This is a genomic window from Rhizobium sp. LjRoot98 (genome assembly GCF_964252935.1).
Taxonomy (GTDB): Bacteria; Pseudomonadota; Alphaproteobacteria; order Rhizobiales; family Rhizobiaceae; genus Pararhizobium.
The window spans coordinates 329,982-348,035 of sequence record NZ_CAXUPW020000002.1 but is presented as its reverse complement, the minus strand read 5'-3'; the positions used below and the strand labels follow the sequence as shown (position 1 = coordinate 348,035).

At 59.1% G+C, this 18,054-nt stretch carries 19 protein-coding genes; 14 read left to right on the top strand and 5 right to left on the bottom strand.

Translation table 11 applies throughout. The features are described 5' to 3' along the window. Positions 1 to 43: 43 nt before the first annotated feature. From ACSQ3J_RS10225 to ACSQ3J_RS10210, 4 genes are all read left to right on the top strand, one after another. On the top strand, positions 44 to 1,024 hold the full coding sequence (locus ACSQ3J_RS10225) for a methyltetrahydrofolate cobalamin methyltransferase (RefSeq protein ID WP_060506195.1): 981 nt from the start codon (positions 44 to 46) through the stop codon (positions 1,022 to 1,024). A 19-nt stretch (positions 1,025 to 1,043) separates the two neighbouring features. Then, positions 1,044 to 1,379, top strand: a complete 336-nt coding sequence (locus tag ACSQ3J_RS10220) for a hypothetical protein (protein WP_060506194.1) — start codon at positions 1,044 to 1,046, stop codon at positions 1,377 to 1,379. Positions 1,380 to 1,462: 83 nt separating this feature from the next. Then, the gene (locus ACSQ3J_RS10215) at positions 1,463 to 3,463 is read left to right on the top strand and encodes an ASKHA domain-containing protein (protein ID WP_060506193.1); all 2,001 of its coding nucleotides are present in this window, start codon (positions 1,463 to 1,465) and stop codon (positions 3,461 to 3,463) included. Positions 3,464 to 3,576: 113 nt separating this feature from the next. After that, on the top strand, positions 3,577 to 4,593 hold the full coding sequence (locus ACSQ3J_RS10210) for a DNA topoisomerase IB (protein WP_060506192.1): 1,017 nt from the start codon (positions 3,577 to 3,579) through the stop codon (positions 4,591 to 4,593). Positions 4,594 to 4,613: 20 nt separating this feature from the next. Here the strand turns inward: ACSQ3J_RS10210 and ACSQ3J_RS10205 are convergent, their stop codons facing one another. Beyond that, on the bottom strand, positions 4,614 to 5,498 hold the full coding sequence (locus ACSQ3J_RS10205) for a LysR substrate-binding domain-containing protein (protein WP_060506191.1): 885 nt from the start codon (positions 5,496 to 5,498) through the stop codon (positions 4,614 to 4,616). A 119-nt stretch (positions 5,499 to 5,617) separates the two neighbouring features. Between ACSQ3J_RS10205 and ACSQ3J_RS10200 the strand changes: the two genes are divergently transcribed. The 6 genes from ACSQ3J_RS10200 to ACSQ3J_RS10175 all read left to right on the top strand — a co-directional run bounded on the left by ACSQ3J_RS10200 (position 5,618) and on the right by ACSQ3J_RS10175 (position 12,442). Then, positions 5,618 to 5,863 (top strand): hypothetical protein, encoded by a 246-nt coding sequence (locus tag ACSQ3J_RS10200; protein ID WP_060506190.1) that lies wholly within the window; start codon positions 5,618 to 5,620, stop codon positions 5,861 to 5,863. Positions 5,864 to 5,970: 107 nt separating this feature from the next. Continuing rightward, on the top strand, positions 5,971 to 7,791 hold the full coding sequence (locus tag ACSQ3J_RS10195) for a sensor histidine kinase (RefSeq protein WP_060506189.1): 1,821 nt from the start codon (positions 5,971 to 5,973) through the stop codon (positions 7,789 to 7,791). Beyond that, a complete protein-coding gene (locus ACSQ3J_RS10190) occupies positions 7,788 to 9,143 on the top strand; it encodes a sigma-54-dependent transcriptional regulator (RefSeq protein WP_436039063.1) in 1,356 nt (451 codons plus the stop codon). Before ACSQ3J_RS10195 ends, ACSQ3J_RS10190 begins: the two co-directional genes overlap by 4 nt. 204 nt (positions 9,144 to 9,347) lie before the next feature. Beyond that, positions 9,348 to 10,331: a tripartite tricarboxylate transporter substrate-binding protein gene (locus tag ACSQ3J_RS10185; protein ID WP_060506187.1), complete on the top strand. Its 984-nt coding sequence runs from the start codon at positions 9,348 to 9,350 to the stop codon at positions 10,329 to 10,331. A gap of 134 nt (positions 10,332 to 10,465) precedes the next feature. Then, on the top strand, positions 10,466 to 10,927 hold the full coding sequence (locus ACSQ3J_RS10180) for a tripartite tricarboxylate transporter TctB family protein (protein WP_060506186.1): 462 nt from the start codon (positions 10,466 to 10,468) through the stop codon (positions 10,925 to 10,927). Between the two features lie 9 nt (positions 10,928 to 10,936). Further along, on the top strand, positions 10,937 to 12,442 hold the full coding sequence (locus ACSQ3J_RS10175) for a tripartite tricarboxylate transporter permease (protein ID WP_060506185.1): 1,506 nt from the start codon (positions 10,937 to 10,939) through the stop codon (positions 12,440 to 12,442). Between the two features lie 195 nt (positions 12,443 to 12,637). Here ACSQ3J_RS10175 and ACSQ3J_RS10170 read toward each other — a convergent pair whose 3' ends face one another. Then, the gene (locus tag ACSQ3J_RS10170; RefSeq protein ID WP_156393897.1) at positions 12,638 to 12,808 is read right to left on the bottom strand and encodes a hypothetical protein; all 171 of its coding nucleotides are present in this window, start codon (positions 12,806 to 12,808) and stop codon (positions 12,638 to 12,640) included. Between the two features lie 198 nt (positions 12,809 to 13,006). On the opposite strand from ACSQ3J_RS10170, the gene ACSQ3J_RS10165 reads away from it, so the two are divergent. From ACSQ3J_RS10165 to ACSQ3J_RS10150, 4 genes are all read left to right on the top strand, one after another. Then, positions 13,007 to 13,288: a hypothetical protein gene (locus ACSQ3J_RS10165; protein WP_156393896.1), complete on the top strand. Its 282-nt coding sequence runs from the start codon at positions 13,007 to 13,009 to the stop codon at positions 13,286 to 13,288. A 104-nt stretch (positions 13,289 to 13,392) separates the two neighbouring features. After that, positions 13,393 to 13,596: a DUF1127 domain-containing protein gene (locus ACSQ3J_RS10160; RefSeq protein ID WP_060506183.1), complete on the top strand. Its 204-nt coding sequence runs from the start codon at positions 13,393 to 13,395 to the stop codon at positions 13,594 to 13,596. A gap of 251 nt (positions 13,597 to 13,847) precedes the next feature. Then, on the top strand, positions 13,848 to 14,033 hold the full coding sequence (locus tag ACSQ3J_RS10155; protein ID WP_156393895.1) for a hypothetical protein: 186 nt from the start codon (positions 13,848 to 13,850) through the stop codon (positions 14,031 to 14,033). Continuing rightward, positions 14,030 to 15,034: a GlxA family transcriptional regulator gene (locus tag ACSQ3J_RS10150; protein ID WP_060506316.1), complete on the top strand. Its 1,005-nt coding sequence runs from the start codon at positions 14,030 to 14,032 to the stop codon at positions 15,032 to 15,034. The genes ACSQ3J_RS10155 and ACSQ3J_RS10150 overlap by 4 nt, the downstream gene beginning before the upstream one ends. 57 nt (positions 15,035 to 15,091) lie before the next feature. Here the strand turns inward: ACSQ3J_RS10150 and ACSQ3J_RS10145 are convergent, their stop codons facing one another. The 3 genes from ACSQ3J_RS10145 to ACSQ3J_RS10135 form a co-directional block, all read right to left on the bottom strand. Beyond that, on the bottom strand, positions 15,092 to 16,336 hold the full coding sequence (locus ACSQ3J_RS10145; RefSeq protein WP_162246397.1) for a GGDEF domain-containing protein: 1,245 nt from the start codon (positions 16,334 to 16,336) through the stop codon (positions 15,092 to 15,094). Between the two features lie 336 nt (positions 16,337 to 16,672). Further along, entirely contained in the window at positions 16,673 to 17,506 is an 834-nt protein-coding gene (locus tag ACSQ3J_RS10140; RefSeq protein ID WP_060506180.1) for a response regulator, read from the bottom strand. 176 nt (positions 17,507 to 17,682) lie between these two features. Continuing rightward, entirely contained in the window at positions 17,683 to 17,946 is a 264-nt protein-coding gene (locus ACSQ3J_RS10135) for a hypothetical protein (protein WP_060506179.1), read from the bottom strand. Positions 17,947 to 18,054 lie beyond the last annotated feature (108 nt).

The following is an 18,054-nucleotide window of genomic DNA, read 5'->3' as shown; positions in this document are numbered from 1 at the left end:
CCGGCGCCGATCAGATAGCGCTCACCGACCTTAAGGATCAGACATGACCCGCACCATCGTTGCTTCCGCCACCCGCGAAATCATCATCGGCTTCGACCAGCCCTTCTGTGTCATCGGTGAACGCATCAATCCGACCGGCCGCAAGAAGCTTGCCGCCGAGATGGTTGTCGGCAATTTCGAAACCGTGATAAAGGACGCGCTGGAACAGGTGGCTGCAGGCGCCACGATGCTCGACGTCAATGCCGGCGTTACCTCGGTCAATCCGAACGAAACCGAGCCGGCCCTGCTCGTCCAGACGCTCGAAATCGTCCAGGGCCTTGTCGATGTGCCGCTGTCGATCGACAGCTCGGTCTCGGCAGCCATTGAAGCCGCATTGAAGGTTGCCAAAGGCCGGCCGCTGGTAAACTCCGTGACCGGCGAGGAAGAGAAACTCGAGGCGATCCTGCCGCTCTGCAAGAAGTATGACGTTCCGGTCGTCGCCATTTCCAACGACGAGACCGGGATTTCGATGGACCCGGACGTTCGTTTCGCAGTTGCGAAGAAAATTGTCGAACGCGCCATGGATTATGGTATCAAGCCGCACGACATCGTGGTCGATCCGCTGGTCATGCCGATTGGCGCTCTCGGCGACGCGGGCCGTCAGGTCTTCGCACTCCTTCACCGTCTGCGCAACGAATTGAAAGTCAACACCACCTGCGGTCTGTCGAACATCTCGTTCGGCCTGCCGCATCGCCACGGCATCAATGCCGGCTTCATCCCCATGGTTATCGGTGCGGGCATGACGTCGGCGATCATGAACCCCTGCCGTCCGCAGGAAATGGAAGCGGTTCGCGCGGCAAACGTCTTGAACGGGACCGATCAGAATTGCGGCTCCTGGATCATGACCTATCGCGATCACAATCCGGCAGGCGGCCATGCGGCCCCCGCCGCAGCAGCTCCAGGCGCCTCCAGTGGCCGCCGCGGTGGCCGTGCTGGACGCGCTGGCCCCCGGACAGAAGAACCGGCCGAAGCAAAGGCGGAATAACCGCCAGAAAAGAGACGTGATGTTTTTCAGTGCCGATCTGCTCGACGAGTTCGCCAGCCTCTGGTTCCAGGCTCCGATGGTCATATCCTCGCGCCTGCAGGACTTTGCCCTCTCGAGCGGATCCCCCAGCGGCGCGGCGGAAGTCAGCCGGATGATCACGGAAAAACTCTCGGCCGCCACCGAAAGCATCGTGGCCGTCAACGTCGCGATGGTGAAGGAAGGCATGATTGCTGCAGCTGCACTCGCGACCGGAACCTGCGCTGGCCTTGCCGGCGCTTCCGACCGTGTTGCAGTCGCAGCACTGAAACCATATGGCAGCCGTGTCCGCGCCAATGCGCGGCGGCTCAATGAATAGGCCGAAGCGAAAAGCCCAAACTGCATAGGAATAAACTGACCGTGTCCGCCCAGGAAAACAAAAGTGATCCCCTCGTCCTCTTCATGCCATCCGGCAAGCGTGGCCGTTTCCCCGTCGGCACGCCGGTACTGGATGCGGCCCGCTCGCTCGGTGTCTACGTGGAGAGCGTCTGCGGCGGCCGGGCAACCTGCGGCCGCTGTCAGGTCTCGGTGCAGGAAGGCAATTTTGCCAAGCACAAGATCATCTCCTCGCTCGACCACATCTCGGTCAAGGGACCGAAGGAAGAGCGCTACGAGAGTATTCGCGGCCTGCCTGAGGGGCGCCGCCTGTCCTGCTCGTCGCAAATCCTCGGCGACCTCGTCGTCGATGTGCCGCAAGATACCGTCATCAACGCGCAGGTGGTGCGCAAGGCCGCGACCGACCGCGTGATCGAGCGCAATGCCGCTGTCCAGCTCTGCTATGTCGAGGTCGACGAGCCCGACATGCACAAGCCGCTCGGCGACCTCGACCGGCTGAAGGTGATGCTGGAAAAGGACTGGGGCTGGAAGGATCTTTTGATCGCGCCGCATCTGATCCCGCAAATCCAGGGCATCCTGCGCAAGGGCAACTGGGGTGTCACCGCCGCCATCCACCGCGACATGGACAGTTCCCGCCCGTTCATCGTCGGATTGTGGCCGGGCCTCAAGAACGAAGCTTATGGTGTCGCCTGCGACATCGGCTCGACAACCATTGCCATGCATCTGGTTTCACTGCTGTCTGGACGCATCGTCGCCTCTTCCGGCACATCCAACCCGCAGATCCGCTTTGGCGAAGACCTGATGAGCCGCGTCTCCTATGTGATGATGAACCCGGACGGCCGGGAAGCCATGACCAAGGCTGTTCGCGAAGCCATCAATGTCCTGATCGGCAAAGTGTGTGCCGAGGGAGAGGTTGATCGCCACGACATTCTCGACATGGTCTTTGTCGCCAATCCGATCATGCACCACCTGTTCCTTGGCATAGACCCGACCGAACTGGGCCAGGCGCCATTCGCCCTGGCAGTCTCCGGCGCGCTGCAATACTGGGCGCATGACATCGACATTGACGTCAACCGTGGCGCCCGTGTCTACATGCTGCCGTGTATCGCTGGCCATGTCGGCGCCGACGCTGCCGGCGCAACACTGGCGGAAGGCCCCTACCGTCAGGACCGCATGATGCTTCTGGTCGATGTCGGCACCAACGCCGAAATCGTGCTCGGCAACAAGGACCGTGTCGTCGCCGCCTCCTCGCCGACCGGCCCTGCCTTTGAAGGTGCCGAAATTTCCTCAGGCCAACGCGCCGCTCCCGGCGCCATCGAGCGGGTGCGGATCGATCCGGAAACGCTGGAGCCGAAATTCCGCGTCATCGGCGTTGATAAATGGTCGGATGAAGAGGGCTTTGCGGAGGCGGCTACTGCTGTCGGCGTCACCGGCATTTGCGGCTCGGCAATCATCGAGGTAGTGGCGGAGATGTATCTCAGCGGCATCATTTCCGAAGACGGCGTCGTCGATGGTGGCATGGCGGCAAAGAGCCCGCGCATCCTGCAGAACGGCCGCACCTTCTCGTATCTGCTGCATGATGGCGACCAGCGCATCACGGTAACCCAAAATGACGTGCGTGCCATCCAGCTTGCCAAGGCGGCCCTTTATGCCGGCATCAAGCTTCTGATGGAAAAGCTCGAGATCGAGCATGTCGATACGATCCGCTTTGCCGGTGCGTTCGGCTCCTTCATCGATCCGAAATACGCCATGGTTCTCGGCCTCATTCCTGACTGTGATCTCTCCGAGGTCAAGGCCGTAGGCAACGCTGCCGGGACCGGCGCGCTGATGGCGCTGCTCAACCGCGACCACCGTCGCGAAATTGAGAAAACCATCAGCAAAATCGAGAAGATAGAGACGGCACTTGAATCAAAGTTTCAGGAGCACTTCGTCTATGCGATGGCGCTTCCCAACAAGGTCGACACCTTCCCGAAACTCTCGGCGGTGGTAAAACTGCCCGAGCGGAAAGTGCTGACCGACGATGGCGCAGATGGCGGCGGCCGGCGCAGGCGCCGCAGCCGCGAATAGCCACCCCGAATCTGCTCACCGCCGCTGGAACCAAATGACCACGGTGGCGTTTTTGCGTCACTGTGGATCAGACACAATCTCGCACCCGAAAAAACGATGACGCGGAGGCGGCAATGCCGCCGGAGCTCGTCTACCTGTCCAATCTGGATGGCGGCATTACCCGCAAGCCGGGCAAACGCGCCTTTCGCTATTATGATTCCCACGGCAGGCGGATCGACGACCGGAGTGAACTGGATCGGATCGCAGCACTTGCCATTCCGCCCGCCTATACCGATGTGCTGATCTCGACCGATCCGCATTCGCATCTGCAGGCGACCGGGCGGGATGCGCGCGGGCGAAAACAATATCGCTATCATCCGGAATGGTCGGCCGAACGCGGCAAGACCAAGTTCGCCCAATTGCCGGATTTTGCCGCGCGGCTACCAAAGATACGCGAGAAGGTCGATAACGATCTACGTCTGCGCAAGCCGGGCATGGACAAGGCGCTGGCGACAATCGTCTGGCTGCTCGACAATCTCTATATCCGCGTCGGCAATGCCACCTATGCCGAGGAGAACGGCTCCTATGGCCTGACGACGCTGCGCAATCGCCATGTGAAGATTGAAGGGGCCAGCGTCCACTTCAACTTCAAGGGTAAATCCGGCAAGGAATGGCGGCTCAGCCACAACGATCGCCGCATCACAAAATCGATCCGCATGTTGCAGGAACTGCCCGGTCAGCAATTGTTTCAGTATCTTGATGAGGATGGCGAACGGCATGCGATCCGCTCACAGGACGTCAATGCCTATATCCGCGACGCCTCCGGCGCCGACTTTTCTTCACGGCAATTCCGCACCTGGGGTGCTACCCGTATGGCAGCGACTGCTCTCTCAATGATCGAACCAGGCCCGAGCCAGAGGCAAATCAAGCGCCAGATCAATGACGTGGTGGATACGGTCGCGACCCGGCTCGTCAACACCCGCGCGGTCTGCCGCTCGTCCTATATCCATCCGAAAGTTTTCGAAGATTTTGAGAATGGCTCGCTGGCGGAACTTGCAAAAATGCGCGCAAGCCGCAGCGAAACGTTGACACGATGGATGGATGAAGATGAAATCCGCGTTCAGCGCTGGCTGAAGAAGGACGGCGCATAGGCACCGCCCTTGCCTATCGTTTATTGCAATCCGACGAACGCGGTGCGCACATGCTCGGCGACGGCCAGAACCGGTGGCGAAGCATTGTCGACCACCTGCAGACCGATATTGTAGTGACCAAGCTCCGGCAGGCCTTCGGCTTCGCCAAGCGCCACGAGATCACCCTGGACAAGGTAGCGCGGCAGTGGCGCAATCGCCAGATCCGCCTGGATGGCAGCGCGCTGTCCAGTCGTATGGGCGCTTAAAAATGCCACGCGAAACTTGCGGCCGGACTGTGTCAGCTTCTCCACGGCGTCGGCACGCCAGACGCAACCATCTTCCCACATCGAGATCGGCAGCGGGTCGCGTGCATGAGCCGTTCCGCATTTCGTCCCGGCCCAGACAAGCCTTTCAGAAACGAGGATTTCGCCGCCGCCGGTGTTCTCGCCGGCCATGCTGTTGAAGATGGCGATGTCCATCCGGTGTTCATCGACACGCTTGCGCATGACGGTGCTGGTCCCGATGGTGACGTCGACCGTGACGTTCGGATAGGATTCGGAAAACCGCTTTAACACTTCAGGCAGGATGCGCTCGCCGATATCTTCCGGTGCGCCGACACGGACAACGCCGTTCATGTCAGGCAAGAGGAAACGCGACACCGCCTCGTTGTTGAGCGCCAGCATGCGCCGCGCAAACCCGAGCAGCACCTCGCCTTTCGGCGTCAGCGATACCGAACGCGCATCCCGCAGGAAGAGAACGCAGCCCAGCATTTCCTCAAGTTTCTTAATCTGCATCGAGACCGCCGATGGGGTCCGGTAGACCGTTTCGGCGGCCGTCGTAAAGTTTCCGGTCTCGGCGATGGCGACGAACGTTTTCAGGATGTCCAGTTCGAGAAGCGGAAGGACATGCCGTAGCATCATATTCATGGGAGCCTCACGGATCAGATTTTCTGAATAAGAACATCACTTCATTTCGTTTGATTGAACCTCAAAGGAGGCCGATAGTCAAGTTGCAAACATCGAAGACACGACGAAAGGAGCTTCCCATGTCCCTGCATCACGACACAACACCGGTTGACACGACCTCCGTTCGGCTTTGCTCCGGTGGCTTCACATTCTCGATGCGCCAAATGTTTGCGCCGCTGGTGGAGCAGTTGAGCCATGGCCACCAAGCCCGCAAAATCGCGGAAACGCGCAAGGCAACGCGACGCGAAATCGCCCATCTGCCCGCCAGTCTACAACAGGATCTGGCTTTTTCCGATGGTACAGTCATTGCGTTGGAACAGCGCTAAGCGCCGGCAGTCCGATAACAAGCCTTGGAAACTCCGACGTGGGCCTCTAAACTCGTAGCCGGTGGCGCATAGCCACTGGCCGGAAACGAGGGAGGAGCCTTTATTCCGTGAAAGTTCGCTTGTTCGCTGCCTTATGCCTTGCGCCGTTTGTGCTGTTTGCCGTGATCTTTCAGGGCGGAGCATGGGCAACGCGCAGCTATATGGACGAGGCGTCGCTGCAGGCAAGCTCAGCTCTGCGCCTTGCAGTCTCGGCGCTGAGCGGCCACCTCAGCCGCTATGAACCCTTACCGGCCCTGATCGCCGATCATGACGATATCAAGGAACTGATCACACACCCGGATGACAAGACGTTGCGCGATGCGGCGAATGTCTACCTCAAGGAGATCAACGGCCTGCTGGAATCCTCCGATATCTACGTCATAACCCTCGACGGAGACACCATTGCGGCCAGCAACTACGATCTGAAAACAAGCTTTGTCGGCCAGAACTTCAGCTACCGCCCCTATTTCCAGGATGCTGCCAAGGGCAAACAATCCCGCTTTTACGCGCTGGGCACCACTTCGTTTGTGCGCGGCTACTTTTTCGCCTCGCCAATCCTCGTGACCGGCAGCATTAGAGGCGTGATCGTCTTCAAGGTCGATATCAGCTCCATCGAGGCTTCGTGGCGCGGCGGCGAGTACAAGATTTTCGTCTCCGACCCCGAGGGTATCGTTTTCATGACCGGCAGCCCGGAATGGCTCTATTCCAGCACCTTGCCGCTGAACAGCGAGCGTCTGAAACGGACCGGGGCATCGCGGCGCTACGCCGAGGCGGACATCACGCCATTACCGATCACCCGCTCGACACTCGACGGCCACGAACTGATGACCATGACCACCGCGCAACACCGGGAATATCTGGTCCTGTCGCAATATATGCCGGAGGCGGACTGGACCGTGAACGTGCTGATGGACACCGCATCCGTTCGCACCCAGGCACGAACCACCATCATTGCGGTCGTGCTCTTCCTTGGCCTCGCCGGACTTGGGCTGGCCATCATCATGCAACGCCGTGCTCGCCTTGCCGAGCGCATGCGCATGCAGGCCGAGGCGCGCAACGAATTGGAACACCGGGTCGAGGAGCGCACGGCCGATCTGGCCCTCGTCAATCAGCGCATCGAGGAAGAAATCGCCGAGCGGCGGCTGACCGAACTGGAGTTGCGAAAGACGCAGGCGGACCTGATCCAGGCAGGTAAGCTCGCAGGTCTCGGCCAGATGTCGGCCGCCCTCTCCCATGAACTCAACCAGCCGCTGGCCGCTGCCAAGACCTATGCCGATAGCGCGGCGATGCTGATTGATCTGGAACGCGTACCCGAGGCCCGCGACAATATCAGGCGTATTTCCGGACTGATCGACCGCATGGCCTCGATCAGCCGCCACCTGCGCAACTTTGCCCGCAAACCGAACGAAAAGCTCGGATCCGTGGCGCTCGGTGCCGTCATCGCCGATACGCTGGAGATCGTCTCCGCCCGCCTGAAGACCGCCGATGCCGATCTGCAAGTCGAACTTGGCGAAGACACCGTCATGGTCCATGCCGGCTTCGTCCGGCTGCAACAGGTCCTCGTCAACATCATCACCAATGCAGCGGATGCGGTCGAAGGTCTAGACGACCGGCGCATCCATGTCCTGGCGGAACGTCAGGACGGGAAGATTATCCTGACGATCAGGGATCACGGACCGGGTGTACCGGGTGCGATCGTGGAGCGCATCTTCGACCCGTTTTATTCCACCAAAGGCGTCGGCAAGGGGCTGGGTCTCGGTCTCTCGATCTCCTACAATATCGTCAAGGACTTCGGCGGCAGTCTCTCCGTCACCAATCATCCGGAGGGAGGCGCCATGTTTCGCATAGAGCTTGAGGCCGCAACCGCCGCCCGGGAGGCCGCCGAGTGAGTGATGCACGCGTTCTGCTGGTTGACGACGAAGAAGATATGCGCCGCTCCACCGCGCAGGCGCTCGGCCTGTTCGGACTGGAGGTCGATACGCTTTCCAGCGCCGAGGATGTGCTGGAACTGATCGGCTACAGCTTTTCCGGCGTCGTCATCAGCGATATCCGCATGCCCGGCATGGACGGCATGACGCTGTTACAGCGCATCCGCGAGGTCGACGCAGAAATCCCGGTCATCCTGGTGACCGGCCACGGCGACGTACAGCTCGCCGTCAAGGCGATGCGCGCAGGTGTCTACGATTTCCTGGAAAAGCCATTTACGGCCCAGCATCTGGCAGCAATTGCCCGCCGCGCGCTCGACCGGCGCAGCCTCGTCCTCGAAAACCGCCGCCTTCGAGCCGTCGCCGGCAAAAGGGACGATATCGAGGCACGGCTGCCCGGCCGCACACAGGCGATGGTCGACCTGCGTTACCGGCTGCGCGCCATCGGCGCTACTGACGCAGATACGCTGATCATCGGCGAAACCGGCGCCGGCAAGGAAGTTGTTGCCCGGGCGCTTCACGATATCAGCGCCCGCGCCGACCGCCCGTTGATCGCCATCAACTGCGCGGCCCTGCCGGAAAACCTGATTGAAAGCGAGTTGTTCGGCCATGAAGCCGGGGCCTTTCCGGGGGCGATCAGGCCACGCTACGGCAAATTCGAACATGCGCGCGGGGGCACCATCCTGCTTGACGAGATCGGCTCCCTGCCCTTCGACCTGCAGGCCAAGTTTCTCAGGGTGCTGCAGGAACGGGTGATTACCCGCCTCGGCTCCAACGAGATCGTACCGCTCGACGTGCGCTTCGTCGCCACTAGCAAGGTCAATCTCGAGGCGGAAGTGGCAGCCGGGCGTTTTCGCGCCGATCTCCTATACCGGCTGAATGTCGCGACACTGCACGTTCCCTCGCTGGCGCAGCGCAAGGCCGATATCCCGCTCCTGTTCCTGCAGCTGGTCAGAGAGGCCGCCGCCCGCTATGTGCGCAGCGATATCGATGTGCCGCCGAGCCTGATCACCGAGATTGCCGAACGCACGTGGCCGGGCAATGTCCGCGAACTGCGCAACGCGGCCGACCGGCTGGTCCTCGGGCTCGACCTGAGGCCGGATGAAGGACAGGTACAGCCCGAAAAACAACGCCTCGCCGACAAGGTCGCCGATTATGAACGCGGCATCATCGCCAGCGCGCTTGCCGCCCATGGCGGCGCGTTGCGGCCCGTTTATGAGCTTCTGGGCATATCGCGAAAGACGCTTTACGAGAAAATGCAGAAATACGGTTTGGATAAAAAGCTGTCCATCGATTACGACGACTACGCCCTTTGACGGCGCAATGGGTGGAAATCCACCCATACTTTCCGGCGTATGTCCCCAAACTTACCCATGCTGCGCCGCACTGTTTGCAAAAACCGGCTGAAGCCGGCGTGGAACAGTTGCCGCATGAGGGCTCACCTTCACAAATAAAGCATCCAGAATCGGCGCGGGAGGAGCTGCGCCGGCTGGCAACATATTTCATCCGGGAGGACTTCGATGAAAACCCTGACAGCCATCTTTGGCATGACGGCCCTTGCTGCCGTTTCCCTCATTTCCATCTCCGCACACGCACAGTCCTATCCGGACCGCACGATCACCATGGTCGTTCCCTTCTCGGCCGGTGGACCAACCGATACGGTTGCGCGCCTCGTTGCCGAATCCATGTCGAAGGATCTCGGCCAGCAGATCGTCGTTGAAAACGTCGGCGGCGCCGGCGGTTCGCTGGGTGCTGGCCGCGTCGCACAGGCCGATCCGGATGGTTACACGGTTCTGCTGCACCATATCGGCATGGCCACCAGCGCCACGCTCTACCGCAAGCTTGCTTATGACACGCTGAACGCCTTCGAATATGTTGGTCTCGTCACCGACGTGCCGATGACCATTGTCGCCCGCAAGGATTTCGAGCCGAAGGACCTCAAGGGCCTGATCGACTACGTCAAAGCCAACAAAGACACGGTCACCGTTGCCAATGCCGGCATCGGCGCTGCCTCGCATCTCTGCGGCATGATGTTCATGAGCGCCATCGAAACGCCGCTCGTCACCGTCCCCTACAAGGGAACCGGCCCGGCGATGACCGACTTGCTCGGCGGCCAGGTCGATATCATGTGCGACCAAACCACCAACACCACAAAGCAGATCGTCGGCGGCACCATCAAGGCCTATGCCGTCACCTCGCCTGCGCGTCTGCCGGTCCTGCCGGACGTCCCGACAGCTGTCGAAGGCGGTCTTGCTGACTTCCAGGTCGGCATCTGGCACGGCGTCTACGCGCCGAAGGGCACACCGGCAGAAGCCACCGAACGCCTTTCAAAGGCGCTTCAAGTCGCCCTCAAGGACCCGAACGTCGTCGCACGCTTCGCCGAACTCGGCACGGTTCCATCTTCGGAAGCCGAAGCGACACCGGCCGCCCTGAAGACCAAACTCGAGACCGAAATCGCCCGCTGGAAGCCGGTGATCGAAGCCGCCGGCCAATACGCCGACTGATCACGCCCACGATAGTCCTATGCCCTCCCGCCTCCCTCTTTCTTGAAAGGGGGAGGCATCCGCCCAATGTCATTTTGACGGCCACGCGATACGCTGGTGGGGACTGGAGGCCGGGCTGAAACACAGGAGGCATCATGAAATCCTTATCCTTCGACACCACCAATGCGCTCTGCGGTGCGCTCTTCATCGGACTTGGCGGCTTTTTCATCTATCAAAGCCTCGGGCTTGAACTCGGTACGGCGTTCAAGATGGGCCCCGGTTATTTCCCATTGTTTCTTGCAGCCATCCTGACGCTTCTCGGCATCGTCATCATTGTTCAATCAACCCGTGTGGAGGGCGAGCCGCTCGGGCCGATTGCCTGGCGCGGCATGCTGTTCATCCTGCCGGCGCCGATCTTTTTCGGATTGACTGTGCGCGGCCTCGGCTTCGTGCCGTCGCTGTTCTTCACCGCACTGATCGCCTGCTTTGCTTCGCAGCGCATGAAACCGCTGACGGCGCTTGCGCTGTCGGCAGCGTTGACGCTCTTTTCGGTCGCTGTGTTCAGCTATGCGCTCGGCCTGCCCTTCCAGCGCTTCGGCCCCTGGGTCAGATTGTAGGACATCACGATGGAACTTTTCAGCAATCTCGCCCTCGGCTTCACCACCGCCGGCTCACCCGAAAACCTCCTCTTCTGCCTGATCGGCGTGCTGCTCGGTACTTTGATCGGCGTTCTGCCCGGCATCGGCGCCACTGCTACCATCGCCATGCTTCTGCCGATCACCTTCCAGCTGGAGCCTGTCTCCTCGCTGATCATGCTCGCCGGCATCTACTACGGAGCGCAGTACGGTGGCTCGACCACCGCCATCCTGATCAACATGCCCGGCGAATCCTCATCCGCTGTCACCGCTATCGATGGCTACCAGATGGCGCGTAAAGGCCGGGCCGGTGCCGCTCTCTCGATCGCAGCGCTCGGATCGTTCTTCGCCGGAACGGTCTCGACCTTCCTGGTGGCGATCTTCGCCCTGCCATTGACGGCAATTGCCCTTCAGTTCGGCGCGGCGGAATATTTCTCGCTGATGATCGTCGGCCTCGTTTCTTCGATTGCGCTGGCGCACGGCTCGATCGTCAAGGCGCTGGCGATGGTTGCGCTCGGGCTGTTGCTCGGGCTGGTCGGGACGGACATCTACACCGGCACGCCACGCTTCACGCTTGGCATCCGTGAATATGCCGATGGGCTGAACTTCGTTGCCGTCGCCGTCGGCGTCTTCGGCGTTGCCGAGATCCTGCGCAATCTTGAGGGTGAGAAAACCCGCACCGTGCTGATGGCCAAGGTCAGCGGCCTTTTGCCGACCCGGGACGATTTCAAGCGGATGTTTGCGCCGGTCGTGCGCGGTACGGTCATCGGTTCGGCGCTCGGCATCCTGCCCGGCGGTGGCGCCATTCTTGCTGCCTTCGCCTCCTACACGGTCGAAAAACGCATATCGAAGACACCGGAGGAGTTCGGCCACGGCGCGATCGCTGGTGTCGCCGGCCCGGAATCGGCCAACAATGCCGGCGCCCAGACATCGTTCATCCCGCTTCTGACGCTTGGCATTCCGGCAAACCCGGTAATGGCGCTGATGGTTGGCGCGATGATCATCCAGGGCATCGTCCCCGGCCCGAACGTCGCGGTCGAGCAACCCGCCTTGTTCTGGGGCATCATCGCCTCGATGTGGATCGGCAACCTGATGCTGGTCGTGCTGAACCTGCCGCTCATCGGCCTGTGGGTAAAGCTGCTGACGATCCCCTACTACGTGCTTTTCCCGATCATCATGGCTTTCTGCTCGATCGGGGTCTACAGCGTCAACTCCAACGTCTACGACCTTTATGCCGTCGCGTTCTTCGGTCTGGCCGGCTATGCGCTGGTCAAGCTGCGCTGCGAACCGGCACCTCTGTTGCTCGGCTTCGTTCTTGGACCGCTGCTGGAGGAAAACCTGCGCCGCGCCATGATCCTGTCGCGCGGCGACGCAACGACCTTCGTTACACGGCCGATCAGCGCCATCCTGCTGTTGATCGCCCTTGCCGTGCTGGTCGTCGTCTTCCTGCCCGCCGTCAAGGCCAAGCGTGAGGCGGTGTTCCAGGAAGAGGATTGATCCAGCTACGCAGCACGGCGTGCTGACGTGCTGCAACCATCGCCGGCAGGCAGCAACTGCCGGCGATCCTGCGGCAAAACTGCTGCAAACGAACAAAGGCCAGTCTCGCGACCAGCCCTTCAAAAGTCCCGATGGTATCAGCCATCGGCTATTGGTGTTTAATGGCCACCTGATTGTTGTCGGTATTGAGCAGCTTCAGGCTGCGTCAACGCCAGTCTTTCCGTCTTCGTTCTTCCTGATGCCAGCGCCAGTCGAAGCTTCGATCATCGCCATATTGATGATGTAGCTCAACAGGGTGTTGGACTGGTTATCCGCCATCAATTTAGCAGCATTGAGAAGATCAACGATATGAGACTGTGGTTTCATTATACGGCTCCAGCCTTGTCACAATTGACACTTTAACGTTGTCTATTTTAGTGCTTATTTTCAACTACGGATAATCATCAATGAAAAATACCAGTTGAAGCAACAAAACGCCCGTAGAATCTCACAGCAAAAGCACATGGTTTGACAGTGTAAAAAACATGAGCATGATTCTCTTCTATTCGATTCAGAGACCCACAAATGACATCCGGTCCAATTTTCAGCGATACACAGTTAAAACTCTGGCTGCGGCGCGTTAAGACCGAAATGTCGAAGGGAACACCGCCGGAGGCGGCTCTCGATCTGGTCAAGACGGCCATGGCTGCACAGACTGCCGGTCAAAGTAGGTTATTACCGGCTGACGATCCCCCGCAAAAAACGATGAAAAATCCTAGAAAAATCACCGCAAGCGGGCGTTTCTTCCAGGATTCTCAACCAGGCCGCACGGGCATTCCAGCAATCTCCATACATCATGATATTTGATGTAAGAGATCAATTATATTCGATTGAATGATGAGTGGCTATCCGGCATTACTCTCTCATGGTCGCGACCTTTTGATACCTCCCAGTCAAAAGGAACCAGAACAATGGCATTCTTCAGTTTAGAACACAGCGCAAAGGCAAGACATTCGTCCTTCGCCTCGCCTCTCTTCAGCCTGCGTGCGCGCGCCGTCGCCTCGTGGAAGCGTTATCGCACCGAGCGGGCCCTGGCAGGCCTCTCTTACGATACGCTGAAGGACATCGGCTTCCCCTCCGCCGACAGGACCAATGGTACTGCATCGAAGACATGATGCCGGCAAAAACAGCCTGTGGCGGTCAGCCAGGTCGAACAACCGTCAATCCTATGTAGCAAGGGGCATTTCGGCCAGAACGGCGGAATGCCCTTTTTGCCTGTTGCGAACAACGCAAATCGCATGGCCTATTTCCGACACCTCTCACAGCCGCCGATGCGGGTCGCAAACGGTCTACTCCACATCCGCAAATGCGCCAAACACCAGAGGTACAACTCCGAGAGGCAAGACCAGAATGCGACATTTCCGTCATGGATAACGAAGCTTTTGGTAGTTTTCTGACCATTTCGCCGCTTTCTGCGGCACATGACGTGAAAGACGCGGTATTTATTTCTTCCCAGTCGCTGGCGTCCATGCCAATGTCGCATTCAGGAAAGCTCGCTCAGGCTTTTCCACGTGACAAATGCGACATCTGCGGCGCATGGGACCTTCGATGAACAAGCCACTGACCAAAAAGCGATCTCTCGTCTTCTTTCTCGTGCCCAACTTCTCGATGCTGCCATTTTCTGCGGCGATCGAGACGCTACGCATCGCCAACCGTATGCTCGGCTACGAGGCTTATACGTGGCGCCTTTCCTCGACGGACGGCACCCAGGTGCTGTCATCGAGCGGCATTGGCCTGGAGGTCAATACCTCGCTTGCCGACGAACGGAAATTTCTCGGCGGTGAAAACCGCCCATCAATGGTACTGGTCTGTTCCGGCATCTATGTCGAGGACTTCAACAACAAGTCCGTCAATGCCTGGCTACGCGAAGTCTACAATCGCGGCGTCTCGGTCGGAAGCCTCTGTACGGGCGCTCATGTGCTGGCCTCGGCGGGCCTCTTGACGGGCAAGCGCTGCGCCATTCACTGGGAAAACCTGCCCGGCTTTGCAGAAACTTTCCCGCAGGTCGATGTGTATGCCGATCTTTATGAAATCGACAGCAACATCTACACCTGCGCCGGTGGTACCGCCTCGCTGGACATGATGCTGAACCTGATCGACCAGGATTTCGGCGAGAACCTCGTCAACCGCGTCTGCGAACAGGCTCTGACGGACCGCGTGCGCGGACCGCATGACCGCCAGCGGCTTCCGCTTCGCGCCCGCCTCGGCGTCCAGAACGCCAAGGTCCTGTCGATCATCGAACTGATGGAGGGCAACCTCTCTGAACCGTTGTCGCTTCTGGAGATCGCCGACGGCGCGGGCCTGTCGCGCCGTCAGATCGAGCGCCTGTTCCGCCAGGAAATGGGCCGTTCCCCTGCCCGCTACTATCTGGAGATCCGCCTCGATCGCGCCCGCCACCTGCTGGTGCAATCTGCCATGCCGGTGGTCGAAGTGGCGGTCGCCTGCGGCTTCGTTTCGGCCTCGCACTTTTCCAAGTGTTATCGCGAACTCTACAACCGCTCGCCGCAGCAAGAGCGCGCCGAGCGCAAGCTGACCCTACAGGCCGCGCGGTAGCCAATCGCAATTTCAGGACAGGGAACGGTGCCGGTATCTTGCCGGTGCCGTTTCAGCTTATGACGCCATGGATTTGAGCAGGGTCAGCTCGGAGACAATCCGGTTCCGTCCATCATATTTCGCCATGTAAAGAAACTGGTCGGCGGCGTTCAGGTAGTTGTCGAAGGTTTCAAGCCCTTCGATCGTCGCAAGGCCAATCGACACGGTAACGGACAGTTCCTCGTCGTCGGCAATCACCTTTGCCTGCGCCAGATCGAGCCGCAACATCTCGCAGAAATCGCTGGCAGCCGCGACATCAAGCCCGTTGAACAGAACTCCGAACTCCTCGCCGCCAAGACGGGCCAGCAGATGATCCTCTCCGACTAGGCCACGCAGCCGTTTGGCGACAGCCTTCAGCACCAGGTCACCAACTTCGTGGCCATAGGTATCGTTCAGGCGCTTGAAATGATCGATGTCAAGAACTGCAATCGAGGTCGTCTCGCCGCGGCGCAAACACTGCTCGACCAGCCGCGGCCCATGCTGGAAAAAATAGCGCCTGTTGTAGATATCGGTGAGATAGTCGCGCGCAGCGATGCCATGCAGAGCCTGGATACGCTTTTGAATGCTGGCAACCTGAAATACCCGGCTATTGAACTCATCGGTCAGGAACGGCTTCTGGATGAATTCGGTACCGCCTCGTTGAAGGAACCGTGCCGCATGCTGACGGTCATCCGCGCCAGCAAGTGCTATAACGCTGAGCGTATCCTCGCCATATCGCTGACGGACTTCGCCAAGCAGCGTATAGGCGGACATGTCCGACAGAGAAAAATCGGTGACGACCAGATCGAAACAATCGCTGGTATCAAGCAGATGCAACGCTTCGGTTCCGCCGCTCGCCGGCGTCACGCAAAACTGCTGTTGCCGCAGCTGCCCCAAAAGCTCCGCACGCGACGCGGGATCGGAATCGACCAGCAGCACGTTCGTTTTGACATTGGTCAGAGCCCGATCGACGACTGCGATCACATGGCTGATCGAATCCGGCTGGCTCTTGATGACGCAGTCGACAACCCTGCGGCAGAGGATATCCTCGCGCGTGCTGCTGTTGAACGACCCGGTAAAAACGATCGCGGCGATGTTCTGGGAAATTACATATTCGAGCGCTTCGCAGTTGGGCGCATCCGGCAGATTAAGATCTAGAACGGCGACCGAATAGTCACAGTCGCCCGCTTCAACAGCTTGGCGAAGCGCTTCCAGGGAGGCGCAATGCGTGACCTCGACGCCGTGCGCGGCTTCCAGGCCGTGTTTGAGAACCGTCGCGAACATACGAGAATCCTCGACCAGAAGCATTCGTTTACCCGAATGCTTCTGGATATGGTTCCCCCGCGCCGGCGCCTTGCGAAAGCTCACGTTTCGTCAATCCCATAGTGAGCCGCAGGCGTTCCTGTCACCAAACGCTGGCTCTCATAATATTATCGTTATGCGGATAGTCGCCCTGTTCGAAGCAGAGCGAGACCCCTTGTCCCTCCACTCCATTCAACTGGCATGCACTTGCGATTTGGTTAAATCATCAGGTCGAATGATTACGTTTTGCTGCCGGAAACACAAAAATGTCACATTTCCGGCAGTCTAAAATTCTAATTTAGCAATAAGATAGTATGCTCAGGCTTTCTTTGCGATCTTTGCACCCAAAGTCTGGATTTTGGTCAGCGTATCAAGGTTCTGGTTCACGCGGCAGTAAAACTCTTCATTGACGAACGGACGCAGCATGAAATCGTTACCGCCCGCCTTCAGGAAGCGTGCAGACAAGAGCCGGTTTACGGAAGAAGACACGCCGATAATGCGCAGCTGGTGCGGACCATAGGCGCCACGAATGCGGCGGGTCAGTTCGAATCCGTCAATATCGGGCATGTTGTAATCGGTGATCACCAGGCCAATATCCGGGTGCTTTTTCAGCAATTCAAGCGCTGCAGCTCCGCTCTCAGCCGAACTGGTGCGGAAATTGTAGCGCTTCAACTGTGTCGTCAAGAGCGCGCGTGCCGTCGGGCTGTCGTCAACAATCAACACATGGTGCTTGTGATTGGTCAGGAAGCGGCAGACGGATTCCGCCAGCATATCAACCGCGAAAACACTGTCCTTGATGACATAATCGACGATATCCTTGGCAAGGATGGTCTCGCGGGTGCTTTCCTGGAAAGTACCGGTAAAGACGATCGTCGGCACACTCATATCGATCAGATAGGACAGCGCCTCGCCGTTCTCGGCACCCGGCAGATTGATGTTGGAAATGGCGAGCGTCGCCGGAAAGGAGGCATTCTCGATCGAAAACTGCAGGTCGTCATAGTCGCGGCAGACGATCACATCGATGTCGAGAAGTTCCTTCAGTCTCTTGGAGACCATGGCGGAGAAGAGGTTGGAATCCTCGGCGAGCACGATGCGGTGCTGCTGCAAGGATTCACCGGAATAGTACATTCCGGACACGCCAAAAAATGACATTGATTGCCTATCTGAAAAGATTGTCCCCGAGGCCAAGCTACGCAGAAAGGTTTTCTCAGTCGTTAATCGGCGCTGAATTAGCAGACTGCATTCCTGCAAAACAAGACGGGCAAAACCGCACCTCTACGCACCCAAACAGGCGTGCGCACCAACAGCCGAACCAATCAGGAGCGATGTTATTTGACGACGGCGGAGCCGTTTTGGATCTCGATGTTTTCATCGCCCTGCAGGCCGATGCGGTCGCCGCTCGGCGTCGTGATAAAACAGCCGCTCGGGCAGATCGATTCCGTGCCGCCCGCGCTGATGGCGACTTCCATTCGGCTTTCGCCCTCGACGACGACAAGCACCGCAGCCTCGGCATCCTTGTTGGTCACGGTGGCTGACCATGCCGGAAGCGTCATCATGACAGTCAGAACCCATGCACTTACGAATGTTTTCATTGCCAATCAGCGCCTTGGCGCCGCCCCTTTTTTGGGCACCCTGCAATTCCGGGCGATAGTCCCGGAAAAGACAAGACGCCTTTTTCACCCCGCATTAGACTAACGCAC

Bases quoted from the DNA above. Each gene is read 5' to 3' on its own strand.
- ACSQ3J_RS10225 (WP_060506195.1), top strand. From the start codon at position 44: ATGACCCGCACCATCGTTGCTTCCGCCACCCGCGAAATCATCATCGGC.
- ACSQ3J_RS10220 (WP_060506194.1), top strand. From the start codon at position 1,044: ATGTTTTTCAGTGCCGATCTGCTCGACGAGTTCGCCAGCCTCTGGTTC.
- ACSQ3J_RS10215 (WP_060506193.1), top strand. From the start codon at position 1,463: ATGCCATCCGGCAAGCGTGGCCGTTTCCCCGTCGGCACGCCGGTACTG.
- ACSQ3J_RS10210 (WP_060506192.1), top strand. From the start codon at position 3,577: ATGCCGCCGGAGCTCGTCTACCTGTCCAATCTGGATGGCGGCATTACC.
- ACSQ3J_RS10205 (WP_060506191.1), bottom strand. From the start codon at position 5,498: ATGAATATGATGCTACGGCATGTCCTTCCGCTTCTCGAACTGGACATC.
- ACSQ3J_RS10200 (WP_060506190.1), top strand. From the start codon at position 5,618: ATGTCCCTGCATCACGACACAACACCGGTTGACACGACCTCCGTTCGG.
- ACSQ3J_RS10185 (WP_060506187.1), top strand. From the start codon at position 9,348: ATGAAAACCCTGACAGCCATCTTTGGCATGACGGCCCTTGCTGCCGTT.
- ACSQ3J_RS10180 (WP_060506186.1), top strand. From the start codon at position 10,466: ATGAAATCCTTATCCTTCGACACCACCAATGCGCTCTGCGGTGCGCTC.
- ACSQ3J_RS10175 (WP_060506185.1), top strand. From the start codon at position 10,937: ATGGAACTTTTCAGCAATCTCGCCCTCGGCTTCACCACCGCCGGCTCA.
- ACSQ3J_RS10170 (WP_156393897.1), bottom strand. From the start codon at position 12,808: ATGAAACCACAGTCTCATATCGTTGATCTTCTCAATGCTGCTAAATTG.
- ACSQ3J_RS10165 (WP_156393896.1), top strand. From the start codon at position 13,007: ATGACATCCGGTCCAATTTTCAGCGATACACAGTTAAAACTCTGGCTG.
- ACSQ3J_RS10160 (WP_060506183.1), top strand. From the start codon at position 13,393: ATGGCATTCTTCAGTTTAGAACACAGCGCAAAGGCAAGACATTCGTCC.
- ACSQ3J_RS10155 (WP_156393895.1), top strand. From the start codon at position 13,848: ATGGATAACGAAGCTTTTGGTAGTTTTCTGACCATTTCGCCGCTTTCT.
- ACSQ3J_RS10150 (WP_060506316.1), top strand. From the start codon at position 14,030: ATGAACAAGCCACTGACCAAAAAGCGATCTCTCGTCTTCTTTCTCGTG.
- ACSQ3J_RS10145 (WP_162246397.1), bottom strand. From the start codon at position 16,336: ATGTTCGCGACGGTTCTCAAACACGGCCTGGAAGCCGCGCACGGCGTC.
- ACSQ3J_RS10140 (WP_060506180.1), bottom strand. From the start codon at position 17,506: ATGTCATTTTTTGGCGTGTCCGGAATGTACTATTCCGGTGAATCCTTG.
- ACSQ3J_RS10135 (WP_060506179.1), bottom strand. From the start codon at position 17,946: ATGAAAACATTCGTAAGTGCATGGGTTCTGACTGTCATGATGACGCTT.